Source organism: Parashewanella curva, from assembly GCF_003675895.1.
In the GTDB taxonomy this organism is placed as follows: Bacteria; Pseudomonadota; Gammaproteobacteria; order Enterobacterales; family Shewanellaceae; genus Parashewanella; species Parashewanella curva.
Window position 1 is genome coordinate 200221 of record NZ_ML014753.1, and the last position, 16240, is coordinate 216460.

Below are 16240 nucleotides of genomic sequence, written 5' to 3' on the forward strand. Positions count from 1 at the left end.
TAAAAGATGGTACGGGAGGAGAGACTTGAACTCTCACACCTTGCGGCACCAGAACCTAAATCTGGCGTGTCTACCAATTCCACCACTCCCGCATAGACAAGATTGCACTTTTACTAAAGTACGAAAATATGGCTGGGGTACCAGGATTCGAACCTGGGAATGCCGAGATCAAAACCCGGTGCCTTACCGCTTGGCGATACCCCAATATTGGGTTTATTTAATTCAAACCAAGCAGCCTAAATTAAATGGTACGGGAGGAGAGACTTGAACTCTCACACCTTGCGGCACCAGAACCTAAATCTGGCGTGTCTACCAATTCCACCACTCCCGCACGGAGTCTCTATATTTTACATCCTAGAGAAGATGGTAGCTATGGCGGGACTTGAACCTGCGACCCCAGCATTATGAGTGCTGTGCTCTAACCAGCTGAGCTACATAGCCGTAATATGGCTGGGGTACCAGGATTCGAACCTGGGAATGCCGAGATCAAAACCCGGTGCCTTACCGCTTGGCGATACCCCATTAAATCATATTGGCGCTTACTTAAAATGGCTGGGGTACCAGGATTCGAACCTGGGAATGCCGAGATCAAAACCCGGTGCCTTACCGCTTGGCGATACCCCAATCTAAGAAAGCTTATTTAACAATTTAACGTTAACAAAGTAAATTATTAAATGGTACGGGAGGAGAGACTTGAACTCTCACACCTTGCGGCACCAGAACCTAAATCTGGCGTGTCTACCAATTCCACCACTCCCGCACGGAGTCCCTATATTTTACATCCTAGAGAAGATGGTAGCTATGGCGGGACTTGAACCTGCGACCCCAGCATTATGAGTGCTGTGCTCTAACCAGCTGAGCTACATAGCCACTTTGTTTTGCTCCTCGTGAGGAACGGGGCGTATTATGCTTATTCGCCCCAAGCAGGTCAACTGCTTTTTTATCAAAAACACGCCTAATCTCATCAAACGGTCATGAATTGGGCAAGACACTTAAAATTTGTCTAATTTTGCTTATTATTGCGACCTTACACTGAGATTTTCTTCCTCACTCGAAAAAGCAACGCCTTCATCGATAAGCTCCGGACAATCTCTTTTGACTTTTTTAGTCGCATAATCATAAGCTCTCTTTCCATTAGCATCACAGATCGCTTTATCTGCGCCATTATTCAGTAACCACTTAACTACTTTAGGTTGGTTGCTCATAGCAGCTTGCGTGAGTATTGTGAATTTAAAATCTTCGCTACCAAATTTACCAAGCATATTAGATAGTAAAACGCCTCTGCTGTTCATGGCCTTCAACGCTCGAATATTCCCTGTATTGGCAGCTATCGCACCTAGCCTAAACTGCTTCGCAGCATCAAAGTTCACTAATGACATAGACGATTCAAGCATCATCTCAAAAATATCTTGCTTATAATGTTGTGATAAACATAGTTCCATTGGGCTTGCCATATTAAGATTTTGTATCGTCATGTCGGCTCTGTGCTCAATCAACAGTTTTACACATCCCCAATGCTCTCTGAGCACTGCATGGTGTAATGCAGTATTCCCCCTAATATTCGATTTATTTAAATCCGCTCCACCGTTTATCAATAATTCTAAGCATTTTCTCTCTCCAAAAGACGCAGCCCAAATAAGCGCACTCGATTTTTGATCATCAACAGCATCGACTTCTGCACCACTTTCTAGCAGCATACTGACAGTTCCTTTTTTGCCAAAAGCTGCCGAAATAATTAATGGGGTTCTGAAAAATTCATCCCACAACTCAATAGCACTGGGGTGTTTTCCACAAAATGCTTTAAGTTTTGTAGTTTCACCATGAGCAGCAAAACCTTTGACTTTCAGTAAGCTCTTTACTTGTTTTTCTATATTACGAACTGAAGCCCAGCGCTGTAGCTGACTCATTTTTACAACAGGCACTTCATTAGTTGGAGATTCATTCAACGCTCTTACAGCACATCTCCATTTTTTATTTTTATCGCAGCCTAAAGTAACATCGTATTGATGCCCATCAATTACAGCTTTAACGGTATGCTCATCGTCGAAAAGGTAAGTGTCATTATCTACGAGTGCGTTCATTATTATTTCAGGGATTGATGAGACAGGAGAAGCGGTAGCCATGACATTACTCTTTTATCGTAAAGGATATTTAAAAGTAAAACCAAAAGCATAGATACTCAAAGAATATAGCTAGCTATTTAATAAGGTAATGAAATAAGAAAGAAAAAACGCCACAAACGTGGCGTTGAAAAGAAGTTTATCTCTGGAGGTTTATACATTAAATAAGAAGTGCATCACGTCGCCGTCTTTCACTTCATACGTTTTACCTTCAACACGAAGCCTTCCGGCTTCTTTAGCACCGTTTTCACCTTTGAATTCGATAAAGTCATTATAAGAAGTTACTTGGGCACGAATAAAACCACGCTCAAAGTCCGTATGAATCACACCAGCAGCTTGTGGTGCCAATGCTCCAACAGGGACAGTCCAAGCGCGAACTTCTTTTACACCTGCGGTAAAGTAAGTGTGAAGGTTTAGAAGAGTGTAACCCGCATTAATTACACGATTAAGTCCCGGCTCTTCCAAACCAAGCTCAGATAAGAACTCTTCCTGCTCTTCAGCATCCATTTCTGCAAGCTCTGATTCAATCGCAGCACAAACTGGAACAACTACCGCATTTTCAGATTCAGCAATCTTACGAACCGCATCCAAATGTGGGTTATTTTCAAAACCATCTTCAGCTACATTGGCAATATACATGGTTGGTTTTAGCGTTAAGAAGTTTAGATAGCGAACTGCCGCCAACTCTTCTTTTTCTAGCTCAAGAGAACGCAACATATTGCACTCATCCAGAACGGGACGCATTTTCTCTAAAACCGTTAGCTCGAATTTAGCGTCTTTATCACCGCCTTTCGCTTTTTTGGTTTGACGTAAAACCGCACGTTCAAGACTATCTAAGTCAGCTAATGCTAGCTCAGTATTGATAACTTCGATATCACGAGCTGGATCGACACCATCTGAAACGTGAACAATATTGTCATTCTCAAAGCAACGAACCACATGTCCAATTGCATCAGTCTCACGAATATTCGCTAAGAACTTATTACCTAGACCTTCGCCTTTTGAAGCCCCCGCAACCAAGCCTGCAATATCAACAAACTCCATAGTGGTAGGTAATACTTTTTCAGGGTTTACGATGTCAGCCAATGCATTAAGACGTGCATCAGGTACAGGAACCACCCCAGTATTAGGCTCAATAGTACAAAACGGAAAGTTTGCCGCTTCGATACCAGCTTGAGTCAATGCATTAAATAGTGTGGACTTGCCCACGTTAGGAAGGCCAACAATGCCGCACTTAAATCCCATAATTAATTACCTTTAGCGTTATGCTTTAAACGAATGCAGTCTTTGCATGGCATTAGCCATGTCCTGCTTAAACAGTATTTCAGTAGAACGAACCGCTTCATCAATAGCGGCGTCCATTAAAGTTTGATCGGTTGGGCTGGCTTTACTCAATACATAATTACTGACTAAGTTTTTATTGCCAGGATGGCCAATACCAATTCTAAGCCGATAAAAATTTTTGTTATTGGCAAGTCTAGCGATGATGTCTTTTAAACCATTATGACCACCGTGACCACCGCCTAACTTAAACTTTGCAATGCCGGGAGGCATATCTAACTCATCATGAGCCACTAATATTTGCTCAGGCGCAATTTTATAAAAATTTGCTAATGCGCCAACCGACTTTCCACTTAGATTCATAAAAGTGGTAGGAATAAGCAAACGAACGTCCTTTCCATGTAAGGTGGTTCTGGCCGTTAAGCCAAAATATTTACTGTCCATGGCAAGGTTGGCTCCGGTTATTCTCGCTAACTCTCGAACATACCACTCCCCAGCATTATGGCGAGTGCGTTCATATTCAGTACCTGGATTTGCCAAACCGACGATCAGTTTTATGTCGCTCATTCTTTGCCTAATTCTTAGTGAAAGATTCAAAAACGGGGAATTTTACCACTGAGTGAGTGGCTTTTAAACTTTGTTTGTATTTGCTTCGCACTCTCAGCCTGAAACTACAAGGGAAATTATTTAGAATGAACAAAGTTTAACCACAAAAGCTTTTGATTTTGATATGATTATTTTTTATGAAGGTCACTTAAATAAACTATGAAAATACTCATTATTGGTGCTACTGGCACTATAGGTCAAGCCATTGTCTCTGAATTAGAATCCAAACATCAAATAATCAAAGCTTCTCGCTCTCAAGGCGATATTTTAATTGATCTTTCTTCCTCAGCTTCTATCAATTCTGCATTTGCAAAATTAACCAATCTCGATGCAGTAATCTGCGCAGCTGGGGCTGTTGCTTTTGCACCATTTAATGAAATGACTCGCGAACAATGGGATATTGGGATCAATAGTCGTTTAATGGGGCAGATTTACTTAGTACAACAAGCCGCCAGAATACTAAATGATAATGGTAGCATTACGTTAACGACAGGTATTATTGCCGACCATTCCATTTCAACGGGGATTAGTGCAGCAACCTTAAGCGGTGCGATTCATCATTTTGTTCCTCATGTAGCGCTAGAGCTAACAAGAGGTATTAGAGTTAATTGCGTAAGTCCATCAGTACTCACTGAATCGCTGGATACTTATGCTGATTACTTCCCTGGCTTTCAATCTATTTCAGCAAAAGAAGTTGCCCAATATTATGTCCGAGCAGTAGAAGGTGTTGAAACGGGGAAAGTGTTTAAAGCCTACAAGAATAACTAGGGGGCGTTCCCAATTAAGCTAAACATAATATACTTGCGACCAGTTGAAGCATTCCGCAAAACGTGCATTTGAGCCTTTCATATCTGGTCGCTATCCTTCTGATTACTTTTAGGCTGTTTTTAAACCCAAATATGTCTAAGAAACTGTGTTATAGAGAGTTATTTATGTTTAGCTGTTAGAACAATGATTAAACTTTATTTATCTTATTGAAACTCGCTGGATTCTCCATAGAATCACAATTTGGTTCTCCTTTTGGGCATGCTCTATGGCTACAGCAAACGCTACACCTTCCATTCCGCTTCGCTCACGTTTTAATTTGAGCAGCAGTAGCTTCTCGCCGAATGAAATCGCTAAAATACAAAATGCGAGAGAACTAACTGATCTCGATGCTCATTTTACATCAAAGTGGCACAGATTCATTAATTGGGTCTGTGGGAGAGATAAATCTAAAGCTGCTATTGAGATATTCCACATATCCCACTCAAGATCTGGAGCAGAGACAAGAAATCACTTGTCTAGACTAAAAGATTGTTTAACAGAAAATGTGCAAATAGACTACATTGCATATCAAGTGTTATCGAAAAACTCTGCCGGGAAAGTGGTCAAGCAAAATACGACTGTAAACGTCAACATTGCATTTCCTAACTCACGTGCTAGAACGACTTCATTATTGAAAAAACCAATAGTGTGGACTGTGAACCCACAAAGAGATTGCACTGAGTACACACCTTTGCTCCCAACTCAAAGCCAAGCACCCGCAGTATTAAGGAGCGTTAGTTCCGCTTCAAAAAGAAGTCATGAACAGCACCATAAAATCACACAAGCTTGGAAAAACTTCATGATCGGGAAGCAAAATGCTCCGGGAAGCACACTAAAGCTATCTAGCATTCAATCAATGAGACCTAATCAACTTGAGAACGGAAATAATTATTTTCATTTACTATTTCCAATATCTGAACCACATCGGGATTGCCCTAAAGCTCCTTTGCTTACACGAGAAATGGTTATTGAAATTCATACGAGTGATGCAATAAGAGAAAATATCAAGGTGAACCTTGATACAGCGCTTAAAACTTGGGGAATATCGCCAGCTACTACTGGTGAGTATTTTATTACTGATAGAGAGAAATTTAACCAAACTCTCAATACTAAGAGCCGGACACAAAGCCAAAAAAATGTGAGTTTGCTTTTACGCTTTTTAAACGAGTCTAAATTAAGCCATGTAGCTTCCTTAATTCATGGACTCTTAGAGCAAGAGTGTAACAATACACCTAGGAACATACAGCAACAATGGCAGCAAGCCATTACCGTAAAAAGAGCAGATTGGTTAGATGTAGAAATTGAAACCGAAGAAGTTCCTCAAACTTGTTCTTCGCAACTCGGCTCTGGAGAGCAGAAACTAACATCCCCCAAACCTGAAAGAAAAAGGAATCCGTTAACCTCTTTGTTTTTGAGCCCTATAACGGGAAGGCGCAACTAGGGCGTGCCTCAGCTTACAAATCAAAGGCTGACTTAAGCCTTTTCAGATACTCAATATCTTTACTCAAGGTCTTCCCTTGAGCATCAGATATTTTTGCTACAGGCTTCCCATTACACTTCACCATTTTCAGCACCATATTTAATGCTTGTTGGCCAACATCATTGGTTAACCAAGTACCTATACCAAACTGGATATTAACTTGACCACAAAAGTGCTGATAAATTGCCAATGCCTTTTCAAAATTTAGACTATCACTGAACACGAAGGTCTTACTTATTGCATCAATACCTAAACTCTCAAAGTGACTTAGAGCTAATTCACCCCACCAAATTGGATCACCTGAATCTTGTCTCAGGCCTTGAAAGGCTTCAGCGAGTTCAAGATCAAAATCACTCAAAAAAGCTTTCATGCTAATTGTATCCGTCAGTGCAATACCAAGCTTTCGAGGATATTCTTGCAGCCAGATTTTTAATGCCTGTTTCTGGCTATCAGCCAAGTCGCCGGCTAAAGCCTGATGAGCTTGCAACCATTCATGCCCCATGGTGCCCGTTACGGGCAGGTTTAAGGACTTAGCCAACCACATATTGCTAGTGCCCGCTAAAACCTCTGGCATTTGGTACTGAATCGTCTGCAACAGTTGCTTATGCCAAACTTTACTATGGCGGCGACGAGTTCCGAAATCACTAAAACAAAAACCTGAAATTGAGTGTTTTTTTAGATCAACTAACTTGTCATTTAAGCGACTTTGGCCTTGTTCGATTACGTTTTTGCTTTGTGACTTCTCACCATGTAATTCGCTGATGATAGCCAGTATGTATATTTCAAATAAAGTAGTTTCTAACCATCCACCTTTTACGCTAATACTCAATTGACCATTGGTAATCCCAACATTTACCGTTTCAGGCTGCAAACGAAATTGGCCAAGCCACTCTAGGTAATCAGGGGCGAATATACCTAATTGACTTAACCATGAGGCTTCATCATCACTCAATTTCAAGTTAGATAACGAATCTATTTGCAACCTCACATCATCTATCAACCATGATAAATCCACGTTTGAACGGCAATGAAATTTAGCCTCAATTTGCGTGTTGGGATAATGATGAAATATAGCTTGCTGCATGGTGAATTTATAAAAATCAGTGTCCAGCAAGGAAGTGATTATAGGCTTCACGATTCAGTTACCATTAATTGATCACAACCATCGATAAACTTGATATTTTTGGTTTTCATTTGTTTAATTGCTTGTTCAATTGCTAGAGAGTCCAGTCCTTTGGTCGCCTTGAGGTTGACCACAACATCAAATCCAGCCCTTGACAACTGGAGCGCTGAAGTCATAACACAATGCTCTAACGCCAAGCCACCGACTAAAATGGTCTTTATCCCTTTGGCAGATAAATATTCGATGATTCCCGTACTTAAAGATTCCGTAAGATCGTGATAACAACATCCATAAGGATGAAGGTCTCGCTCAATGCCTTTCCAAACAAAGTAATCGTATTCTTCAGGTTTTGGTAAGCCCTTGATAAGCTCACTACCAAAGGTTCCAACAATTGCATGTCGAGGCCAATGCAAGTCCACATTTTTGGCTGATACCGGAGTTAGAATTGGCTTTTCATCTGTAGTTTCCCATAGTGCATTTTTAGGATGCGCATCTTTAGATCCGACTCTTACATCTGCAAAGCTTGCCTGAAGATTCAATTCATCAACAATCAAGTGACCATCAGGAACGGGTAATTCATCAGGGCAAAGCGGAGTAAAACAATTCTGGGCATCGACATCTAACGAGGCAATCTGTGATCTATTGGGTAAACGCAGCGTGTTTGTCATAATTCGTGTATGTTTATGTTAGCTAGGGCAATAATGAAAAGGTTTTGTCTGTGCGTCAAGAAAAGCCTTTTTCTTGGAAAGTTTAAATTGAGTTACTTCAAAAATAGACTCACTTTATCAATTTGCTTTGCTTCGACTGGGCTTTAAAAGTTTTGAACAATCACATAGCACCATGCAAGAAGACAAAGCAAAAGACTGATTAAAACGGCCAATGAACCTAAATCTTTTGCCAAACCAGAAAGTTCATGGTGCTCAAGTCCAACTCGATCAACCACGGCTTCAATTGCGGTATTTATTACTTCTGCAAACATCACAAACACGACACTAGAAATCAATAACAATTGTTCTGCAATTGAGCTGGAAATAATGAAGCTTACAGGGATAGAAATAAGTAACAACCACGCTTCTTGTTTAAATGCGGCTTCATTTTTTAGTAACCAAGTAAGCGCTCGATTAGAGTTTTTAAAAGCAGAAATTAAGCGTTTAAATCCACGTTGTTTTTCCATATAACGTCCCTAAAACATAGTCTTGTCGAAGAAAGTGAATATTAGCATAACAACCTAAGAGTGAAAAAATGTGATAAAGAAATCCCTCCCAGCTTATTAATTTCATCACTTCTTCACCAAAAACTGAGCAGTTAGAAATATCATGCTCAAGCTCCAAAAGAGATTAAGCTTTATTTAGAATAGAGCTTTTCGATAACGTATAGACTATTTTTAAAGCATGTATATTTTAGCTTGATATTGATGTTTCCTGAAATTGCCCGAGTAACTACTGCTTTATATTACGAAAAGAATAAGACTAGTAGATTGATTTCTACAGAAGCCCTTCGGATGCAAAATGAACACTTCTATATATTCCATTTTGAAAAAAAGGTTACTGAATTTGAGTGGAGAGAATGGCTATCTGAGACATCCCCCAAATGCAGCAAGCATTCAGCCGCATCTGTATTCACTGACTCAGTTCCTATGCCAGCCACCATTAACTCATTAATGGGAAATGAAAACCCAGCTTTGTGGCCCCCAGAAGATTTTATCAATAAACTGATCAGCCAAACTGAAGGAGACATGGCTTGGGAATGCTCACAGGTTTATTTGGCTAACCTAAAGAGGGGGACGCCACTGCCAATGCTGGGGATTAAGCACACATGTGACATTATGCTTGAGCAGTTAAATGAAGTTCTCGAGTTTGAAACAACAAAACCTAACGATAGAACTGGAATACAAAAGCTCATTACGCGAATTCAACAATTAGCTGTCAACAATTACCCATACGAAGAATCCATTCACATTTGTGCAATTTTTTCATGCGCAAAATTGGTGTATATGTGCAATGACCCACATAACCCAAAATGGTGTGATGAATTAGAGCAACTAGTCAGATCCGTAAATAAAGGTCAAACACCTTGCATAGAGAATACAACCATCTATGGCGGCTATTCTAATATCGAAATGAAGAAGAATGTGGATGAATTACTAACACTTCCTTGGCACGAACTGACCAGTCCTTTAGCAATGGATACCGACAATTTTGACTTACTATCTATTCACATAAGTGCGCTTACTGAAACGGGCAATACAGGAGGTATTTTTAGTGTCAATACGTTTTTGAAATCAGTAAAGGCTCATTTTACCGAAAAGGTGATTTTTATTAGTTTTTCACCGTTAAGTATGAAAAAACTGAATCTGTTTACTTTTCTGCCATTTGTTCCTATGGGCATGATAAAAAAAGTTCATGAATTTCATGATGGAGGACACTATTCCCCCCCACAGATGCTATTTCACGATTGGCAACATGAAGGGTTGATACATTCAGAAAGCTCAAGCTTACTTATGCATCGAAAAACACAAGCATTTATAGCTAAAAGCGAAAGATTGCTTCAGCCTGAATTTGATACTGTAAATAATCATTTCTTATTTTTTTCAGGTCATGAGTTTGAAGGAATTCAATTAGAATATTTATCCAAGCATTCTGAACTATCCCCACACTTTATGAGTTGCGCTTACGCTGAATATATAACGCTTGCCAAACGGTTATGGTTAGATATTCCCGAAGAAGAAAAGCAGTTACTTGATTCTGATCTAATCATTCAATCTATGCTTTTATTTTCCATGCCTTTCAGCTCATCAACCTCTTTTGAACAACGAATTGTCTATGCAGAAAGGATGATGATATTAATAAAACAACGAATCCAGACTTTTGAGAAAATGTTGTCTTCTTACCCCTTAGATCAAATTAAACCACTAATACATAGATTGTTAACACAAGCCCCCTTTGAGGTTGAAAAAAGATTTGTCAGAGAAAGAAATGAAGCAATTTCTCTACTGGTCAATAAGCTAAAACCAAACTGTTGGTCTAGATTATCTATGCAAGACAAACTGCTATTGTGTGGGTTATTTCTTGAAAAGAATGTGGAAAGTGAACTCAATAAAGAACAAGTAATTCAGTAAAAAATAAGGCTCAACCTAATCATAGCGTTGAGCCTTATTCACGCTTTAACCTAATCCCTCTTCTAACTTACGAGTTACAGAGCTTGGCGTTCCTGTATTACGGGCTAACAACCCATAAGCTGCAGGCACAACAACCAAAGTAAAGAAGGTCGCCAGCATGATACCAAACAGTACTACCACACCAATGACAAAGCGAGTTTCAGCCCCCGCGCCAGTTGCCATAACTAAAGGCACGGAACCAGCGGCAGTTGTTATACCCGTCATCAAGATTGGGCGTAAACGCTGGCAAGAAGCTTGAATAACGGCTTCGTTAAACTCTAAGCCTTTGTCTCGTAATTGGTTGGCAAATTCAACAATCAAAATACCATTTTTAGCTGCAAGGCCAATAAGCATAATAATCCCTACTTGGCTGTAGATATTGATGCTTTGACCTGTAATATACAAACCAATTAACGCGCCAACAATGGCGAGTGGAACCGTCAACATAATGATGGCTGGATGAATGTAACTCTCAAATTGCGCAGCTAACACAAGGAATACCACACCAAGGGCCAGAACGAACACGAAGTAAATAGACGAACCAGACTCTTGGTAATCTTGCGATGCACCTTTGTAACTTACAATAGCTTCGTCAGGTAAGTAACTCTTCACCAACCCATTCATATAACTTAATGCTTCACCCAGTGAATAGCCATCTGCTAGGTTAGCTGAAAAGGTAATGGCTCGCATACGGTTATAGCGGTGCAAAGTACTGGCATCCGCAAACTCTTGTACCGTGACTAAATTAGATAATGGGATTAACTTTTGTGAAGTATCAGAACGAACATAAATATTTTTCATGTCATCGGCGGTATTTTGTTGCTTGCGAATACCTTCTAACACCACATCATACTCTTTACCGTCTCGCATGAAGGTGGTGACAACTTTTGAGCCCAGCATGGTTTCTAATGTGCGACCAATTTGCGAAACTGAAACCCCCATTTGTGCAGCACGGTCATGGTTGATAACAACGCGTAATTGAGGTTTGGTTTCTTTGTAATCATCATCTAAGCCAATCAAGTTTGGATTGTCTTTGGCTTTCTCCATTATTATGTCTCGCCAATGAGCCAATTGCTCATAGTCAGGGCCACCAATCACAAATTGCACCGGTTTATTCAACCCTCGCCCAAACGCTTGTCGCATAATTGGGAAAGCACGAACACCGGATAAATCAGCGATGCGACTGCGAATATCATTGATAATGGCATTAGCGGGACGACGTTGACTCCAATCTTCCAATACTATGATGCCGAATCCACCAGAGAAATCGGCCGCGCGACCAAACCCTCTTGGCGCTCTCATCAATAGACGCTTGATGTCACCAGATTTAACCAAAGGCATCAGACGCTTTTCAATTTCGTCGATGTATTCTTTGCTGTACTCATAAGTCGCACCTTGAGGGCCAGAAACAATCAAGAAAATCGAGCCACGATCTTCTCTTGGCGACACTTCTTGCGGCAGCTTTTTAATCAAGCCATAGCTTAAGCCCACTGCAATCAAAGCGATAACAGAAATTAGAGCAGGACGACGCAGTGAGAATTCCAAAGCACCACGATATTTCTCGATAAGCCAATTCATGCCACCATCAACTTTACGCACCATCCACGTATCTTCACTGGCTGGACGAAGAAGTTTAGAACACATCATAGGGCTGAGGGTTAAAGCAACGATACTTGAGAAGAACACCGCTGCACTCATGGTCACCGCAAACTCTTTAAACAGCTGACCTAAGTCACCATCTAAGAAAGTGATCGGCATAAATACCGACATAAGAACAGCTGTGGTAGCGATTACGGCAAACGAAACTTGTTTTGAACCAAGAAAAGCCGCCACCAATGGCGACTCACCGTCTTCAATTCGGCGGTGTATATTCTCTAGCATCACGATGGCGTCATCCACCACCATACCAATGGCGAGGATCATCGCGAGCAAGGTCAACAAATTAATGGTGTAGCCAAACCAATAAAGAACAATGAAAGTTCCCATAAGTGATACAGGCACCGTCACCGCTGGAATAAACATGGCGCGCACACTACCCAAAAATAGGTAGATCACAATGATCACCAAGGTAATGGCGATAAATAATGTGTTGTATACCTCTTGCACCGACTTTTCGATAAATATTGAGCTGTCGTAGGAGCGAATGATCTTCATTCCTTCAGGCAAAGTCGGATTGATTTGATCCACCAGCTTATTCACTTGACGGGCGACGCCTAAGGTATTGGCAGTAGATTGTTTGGCAACACCAAGCCCTACCATGTTTTGGCCGTTACCACGGAACATCACACGATTTTCTTCGGCTGCGACTTCAACTTTCGCCACATCACCAAGCTTGACCAGATAACCATCACTGCCTTTTTTCAGCACCAAGCCTTTAAAATCGTCAGCAGTTCGAAAACCTCGTTGCAATCGTACGGTAAATTGACGATCTTTGGATTCGATTGAGCCAGCAGGTAGTTCGACGTTTTCTGATCTCAGTTTGTTCTCAACATCGTTGACGGTGAGATTACGTGCAGCGAGTGCTTTTCGGTCTAGCCAGACTCGCATTGCGTATTGTTTGCCACCACCAATGCGAATATTCGATACGCCATCAACCACAGAAAAGCGATCTCTAAGATAGCGATCAGCATAATCAGTCAGTTGCAGCGTGTTCATATTGGTCGATACTAGGTTCAACCACATTACTACATCATCACCGCTATCCGCTTTTTCAACTTCAGGCGGATCGGCTTCTACTGGTAAGCGATTTCTTAATCCCGAAATCCGGTCACGAATATCGTTGGCTGCTGAGTCTAAATCGGTGTTAACCGTAAATTGCAGCGTAATACGAGAACGCCCATCTTGGCTAGAAGAAGAAATGGTTTTTAAGCCTTGAACCCCACTGATACGGTTTTCAATCACTTGAGTAATACGGCTTTCAACAACCGCAGCACTAGCACCTCGGTAACTGGTCGAAATCGAAACCACAGGCGGGTTAATGTCAGGGTATTCGCGTAATGGCAGCTTATCAAAGGCCACCAAACCAAACACCACCAACAACAAACTGATAACCGAAGCGAGTACCGGACGCTTAACGGAAAGATCGGTCAGTATCATGCATCTTCCCCTTGGGCGTTCTTCTTAAAGGTGAAGTTTTCTTGGGTATGAGGTTGTACCGTTGAGCCGGGTCGAACTTTAAGTTGACCGCGAGTGATCACTGACTCACCTTCTTTTAAGCCTGAAGTGATCTCCACTATACCAAATTTACGAATACCGACGGTCACTTGCTTTTGCACCACTTTGTTTTTGTCATCAACCACATAAACATATTGACGATTTTGGCGAGGAATAATGGCATCTTCAGGTAATACTAATGAGGTTTTATGATCTTTAATCAAATTCACCGTCATTAACATGCCCGGCAATAATTTCATTTGCGGGTTTTTCAATACCGCACGAATGACCACTGCACGCGTTTCAGGATCAATACGGCTATCAATGGATTTAACCTTACCTTTAAAGGTTTCATCAGGATACGCTATCGCCTTAGCTTCAACCTCTTTGCCAACTTGTAAGGTTTGCAAATAACGCTCAGGCACAGAAAAGTCGAGTTTTACCGTAGATAAATCATCTAGCGTTGTAATGACAGTTGATGGTGTTACTAATGCACCTACACTCACTTGCCTTAATCCTAGACGGCCGGAAAATGGTGCGACAATTTTACGATCTCTCACATCAGCAATCGCACTTTTCACTTGAGCTTTCGCGGTGTCAATTTGAGTTTGTGCTTGATCTTTTTCGGTTTCGGCAATGGATTTATCTTTGACCAGTTGCACAATACGACGCAGATCTCTTTCATCATTGGCCAGCGCCACTTTCGCTTGTCGTAATGCCGCTTGCTGACTGGCGTCTCTTAGTTGAACTAATAACTGTCCCTTTCTAACCATGGCACCATCATCAAAATACAAATGAGTAACCAATTCACTGACCTTTGAAGTCAAATCAATCGACTCATTGGCTTTAATGTTACCTAAAGCTTCAAGCTCGTCAGTCAGCTTTTTCGTTTCAACTTTAGTGACAACGACCGGAGTGATGATATTGCTAGGACGCTTGTGTTGAGGAGATTGAGATTCAGGATTTAAGAAGTAATACCCCAAAACACAAAGTGCAATAACAAGAGAAACTAGAAAGAACTTTTTCATAAAATCCTATACGAAAAATAGAGTGAGATTTTGTCCAATTTTACTGACCCCGATAACGCACGCAAGCAGCTTTACTTTTGCTTACAAAATTCTATTTAAGAAAGTTTAGAAGACCTGTATTAGTCATTCATTCGGACTAGAGGTTTTACAAAAACTCATCAGCTAACTCGCTATCTATAAAACATCCAACCATTATGTGGTCGAGTAATAAAGATAATTAGGCTCCCCATACCTAGTCATGCGGTGTATTTTAAGTATTCACCGCTAGATTCTGGAGTCTGATATGAAAAGTACCATTGTTGGTGTTGATTTAGCCAAAAAAGTAATTCAAGTTTGTACATGTACAAACCATACTGTGCGTTCTAATGTTGAGATGACACCTAACGAATTTACTCAATTTCTTGCTAATTCCAAACCAATGTCTGTGGTATTCGAAGCTTGCAGCACATCAAGCTATTGGAAGCAGAAAGCTTTATTCTTTGGGCATGATGCTCACCTCATATCTGCAAAATTGGTTGCTTCAGTAAGGCAAAGCCAAAAAACTGATAAAAATGATGCACTAGCGATTGTTCAGTCAGCCTTATTACCCGACGTGAGATTCATTTCAGGTAAATCGGCACAGCAACAACAGCTTCAATCAATTATGAGATTAAGAGAGCTTTGTGTTAAACAAAAAACGGCTATCAGCAACCAACTTATTGCATTGCTATCTGAATTTAATATCAGTTCATCAAATCGCAATGGTGGATTAAAAGGTGCAGTGGAAAGAACTCTTGCAGACAGTAAAAACGAGTTTTCAGAACACTTTAGAAGCTCATTAGATACAGCCTGGAAACTTTACATTGAATTGAGTAAATCCCTTGTTATATATGATCAATGCTTAGAAAACTCGATTGAAGAACACCCTGATTGTAAAAAGTTGTTGAAGCTTGAAGGTGTCGGCCCTATAAATGCGATTAATTTATATATTGCTCTAGGTTGTGGCGACTTAGGAGGCTTCAATAAGGGGAAAGATGCATCAGCTTGTATAGGTTTAACACCTCTGCAGCATTCCAGTGGTGGAAAAAATAAAATTGGCTCGATTGGAAAACATGTTAAAAATACGATTGTTCGAAGTAACTTGATCACTGGCGCGTCAAATTTTGTAAATCACGTTATTAAGCGTGAAGCTAAGACGGCAAAAGAAATATGGATACAAGGCGTGGTAGATCGCAGAGGTATCAAATGTGCTGCTGTTGCTTTAGCAAATAAAACGGTTCGAACGGCTTTTGCAATGTTAAGCCAAGGCACTGAATACAGAGCTGACTTTGTTAAACCATTATTTTGAGTTCATACAATAAAATGCAAAATCGAAGATAAAAATCAGCTAGTAAAAACAGCATGATACACAGAGCTTCAAGCTCGCATTAAAGATTGGTTTACTAGTTCGCGTAAATATCATAGAGCCTGAGATAGCTTCTCAATTAGAGCTCGTACATAAGTACG

12 protein-coding genes and 8 tRNA genes are annotated in these 16240 nt (G+C 40.7%); 4 read left to right on the forward strand and 16 right to left on the reverse strand.

Going from position 1 to position 16240, the window contains the following annotated elements; genetic code table 11:
• Positions 1-7: 7 nt before the first annotated feature.
• The 11 genes from D5018_RS00970 to pth all read right to left on the reverse strand — a co-directional run bounded on the left by D5018_RS00970 (position 8) and on the right by pth (position 3968).
• Positions 8-92 (reverse strand) — tRNA-Leu (locus D5018_RS00970).
• Positions 93-129: 37 nt separating this feature from the next.
• Positions 130-204, reverse strand: a tRNA-Gln gene (locus D5018_RS00975).
• Between the two features lie 42 nt (positions 205-246).
• Positions 247-331 (reverse strand) — tRNA-Leu (locus tag D5018_RS00980).
• Between the two features lie 33 nt (positions 332-364).
• Positions 365-441, reverse strand: a tRNA-Met gene (locus tag D5018_RS00985).
• 6 nt (positions 442-447) lie between these two features.
• Positions 448-522 (reverse strand) — tRNA-Gln (locus D5018_RS00990).
• A 27-nt stretch (positions 523-549) separates the two neighbouring features.
• Positions 550-624, reverse strand: a tRNA-Gln gene (locus D5018_RS00995).
• 51 nt (positions 625-675) lie between these two features.
• Positions 676-760: transfer RNA gene (locus D5018_RS01000), tRNA-Leu, on the reverse strand.
• Between the two features lie 33 nt (positions 761-793).
• Positions 794-870: transfer RNA gene (locus D5018_RS01005), tRNA-Met, on the reverse strand.
• A gap of 146 nt (positions 871-1016) precedes the next feature.
• The gene (locus D5018_RS01010) at positions 1017-2123 is read right to left on the reverse strand and encodes an ankyrin repeat domain-containing protein (protein WP_121837119.1); all 1107 of its coding nucleotides are present in this window, start codon (positions 2121-2123) and stop codon (positions 1017-1019) included.
• Between the two features lie 150 nt (positions 2124-2273).
• Positions 2274-3365 carry a redox-regulated ATPase YchF gene (gene ychF / locus D5018_RS01015; protein WP_121837120.1) on the reverse strand — a complete coding sequence of 364 codons (1092 nt, stop codon included), beginning with the start codon at positions 3363-3365 and terminating at the stop codon, positions 2274-2276.
• An 18-nt stretch (positions 3366-3383) separates the two neighbouring features.
• Complete coding sequence (gene pth / locus D5018_RS01020) at positions 3384-3968, reverse strand: aminoacyl-tRNA hydrolase (RefSeq protein ID WP_121837121.1); 585 nt, start codon at positions 3966-3968, stop codon at positions 3384-3386.
• A 198-nt stretch (positions 3969-4166) separates the two neighbouring features.
• Between pth and D5018_RS01025 the strand changes: the two genes are divergently transcribed.
• On the forward strand, positions 4167-4775 hold the full coding sequence (locus D5018_RS01025) for a short chain dehydrogenase (protein WP_121837122.1): 609 nt from the start codon (positions 4167-4169) through the stop codon (positions 4773-4775).
• A 265-nt stretch (positions 4776-5040) separates the two neighbouring features.
• On the forward strand, positions 5041-6255 hold the full coding sequence (locus tag D5018_RS01030; protein WP_121837123.1) for a hypothetical protein: 1215 nt from the start codon (positions 5041-5043) through the stop codon (positions 6253-6255).
• Between the two features lie 13 nt (positions 6256-6268).
• On the opposite strand, the gene pncB is transcribed toward D5018_RS01030, so the two are convergent.
• From pncB to D5018_RS01045, 3 genes are all read right to left on the reverse strand, one after another.
• On the reverse strand, positions 6269-7429 hold the full coding sequence (pncB, locus tag D5018_RS01035; RefSeq protein ID WP_207819176.1) for a nicotinate phosphoribosyltransferase: 1161 nt from the start codon (positions 7427-7429) through the stop codon (positions 6269-6271).
• On the reverse strand, positions 7426-8085 hold the full coding sequence (locus D5018_RS01040) for an isochorismatase family protein (protein WP_207819178.1): 660 nt from the start codon (positions 8083-8085) through the stop codon (positions 7426-7428). The genes pncB and D5018_RS01040 overlap by 4 nt, the downstream gene beginning before the upstream one ends.
• 143 nt (positions 8086-8228) lie before the next feature.
• Positions 8229-8591, reverse strand: a complete 363-nt coding sequence (locus D5018_RS01045; protein WP_121837125.1) for a diacylglycerol kinase — start codon at positions 8589-8591, stop codon at positions 8229-8231.
• Between the two features lie 240 nt (positions 8592-8831).
• On the opposite strand from D5018_RS01045, the gene D5018_RS01050 reads away from it, so the two are divergent.
• Entirely contained in the window at positions 8832-10535 is a 1704-nt protein-coding gene (locus tag D5018_RS01050) for a hypothetical protein (protein WP_121837126.1), read from the forward strand.
• A 45-nt stretch (positions 10536-10580) separates the two neighbouring features.
• On the opposite strand, the gene D5018_RS01055 is transcribed toward D5018_RS01050, so the two are convergent.
• Both D5018_RS01055 and D5018_RS01060 read right to left on the reverse strand, forming a co-directional pair.
• Entirely contained in the window at positions 10581-13670 is a 3090-nt protein-coding gene (locus D5018_RS01055; RefSeq protein WP_121837127.1) for an efflux RND transporter permease subunit, read from the reverse strand.
• Complete coding sequence (locus D5018_RS01060; protein ID WP_121837128.1) at positions 13667-14755, reverse strand: efflux RND transporter periplasmic adaptor subunit; 1089 nt, start codon at positions 14753-14755, stop codon at positions 13667-13669. The genes D5018_RS01055 and D5018_RS01060 overlap by 4 nt, the downstream gene beginning before the upstream one ends.
• Positions 14756-15038: 283 nt before the next feature.
• Here D5018_RS01060 and D5018_RS01065 point away from each other — a divergent pair, with 283 nt between their 5' ends.
• On the forward strand, positions 15039-16082 hold the full coding sequence (locus tag D5018_RS01065; protein WP_121837129.1) for an IS110 family RNA-guided transposase: 1044 nt from the start codon (positions 15039-15041) through the stop codon (positions 16080-16082).
• Positions 16083-16240 lie beyond the last annotated feature (158 nt).

Coding starts and splice junctions, on each gene's coding strand:
- ychF (WP_121837120.1), bottom strand. CDS start 3,365: ATGGGATTTAAGTGCGGCATTGTTGGCCTTCCTAACGTGGGCAAGTCC.
- D5018_RS01030 (WP_121837123.1), top strand. CDS start 5,041: ATGGCTACAGCAAACGCTACACCTTCCATTCCGCTTCGCTCACGTTTT.
- pth (WP_121837121.1), bottom strand. CDS start 3,968: ATGAGCGACATAAAACTGATCGTCGGTTTGGCAAATCCAGGTACTGAA.
- D5018_RS01010 (WP_121837119.1), bottom strand. CDS start 2,123: ATGGCTACCGCTTCTCCTGTCTCATCAATCCCTGAAATAATAATGAAC.
- D5018_RS01040 (WP_207819178.1), bottom strand. CDS start 8,085: ATGACAAACACGCTGCGTTTACCCAATAGATCACAGATTGCCTCGTTA.
- D5018_RS01025 (WP_121837122.1), top strand. CDS start 4,167: ATGAAAATACTCATTATTGGTGCTACTGGCACTATAGGTCAAGCCATT.
- D5018_RS01045 (WP_121837125.1), bottom strand. CDS start 8,591: ATGGAAAAACAACGTGGATTTAAACGCTTAATTTCTGCTTTTAAAAAC.
- D5018_RS01060 (WP_121837128.1), bottom strand. CDS start 14,755: ATGAAAAAGTTCTTTCTAGTTTCTCTTGTTATTGCACTTTGTGTTTTG.
- D5018_RS01065 (WP_121837129.1), top strand. CDS start 15,039: ATGAAAAGTACCATTGTTGGTGTTGATTTAGCCAAAAAAGTAATTCAA.
- D5018_RS01055 (WP_121837127.1), bottom strand. CDS start 13,670: ATGATACTGACCGATCTTTCCGTTAAGCGTCCGGTACTCGCTTCGGTT.
- D5018_RS01050 (WP_121837126.1), top strand. CDS start 8,832: ATGTTTCCTGAAATTGCCCGAGTAACTACTGCTTTATATTACGAAAAG.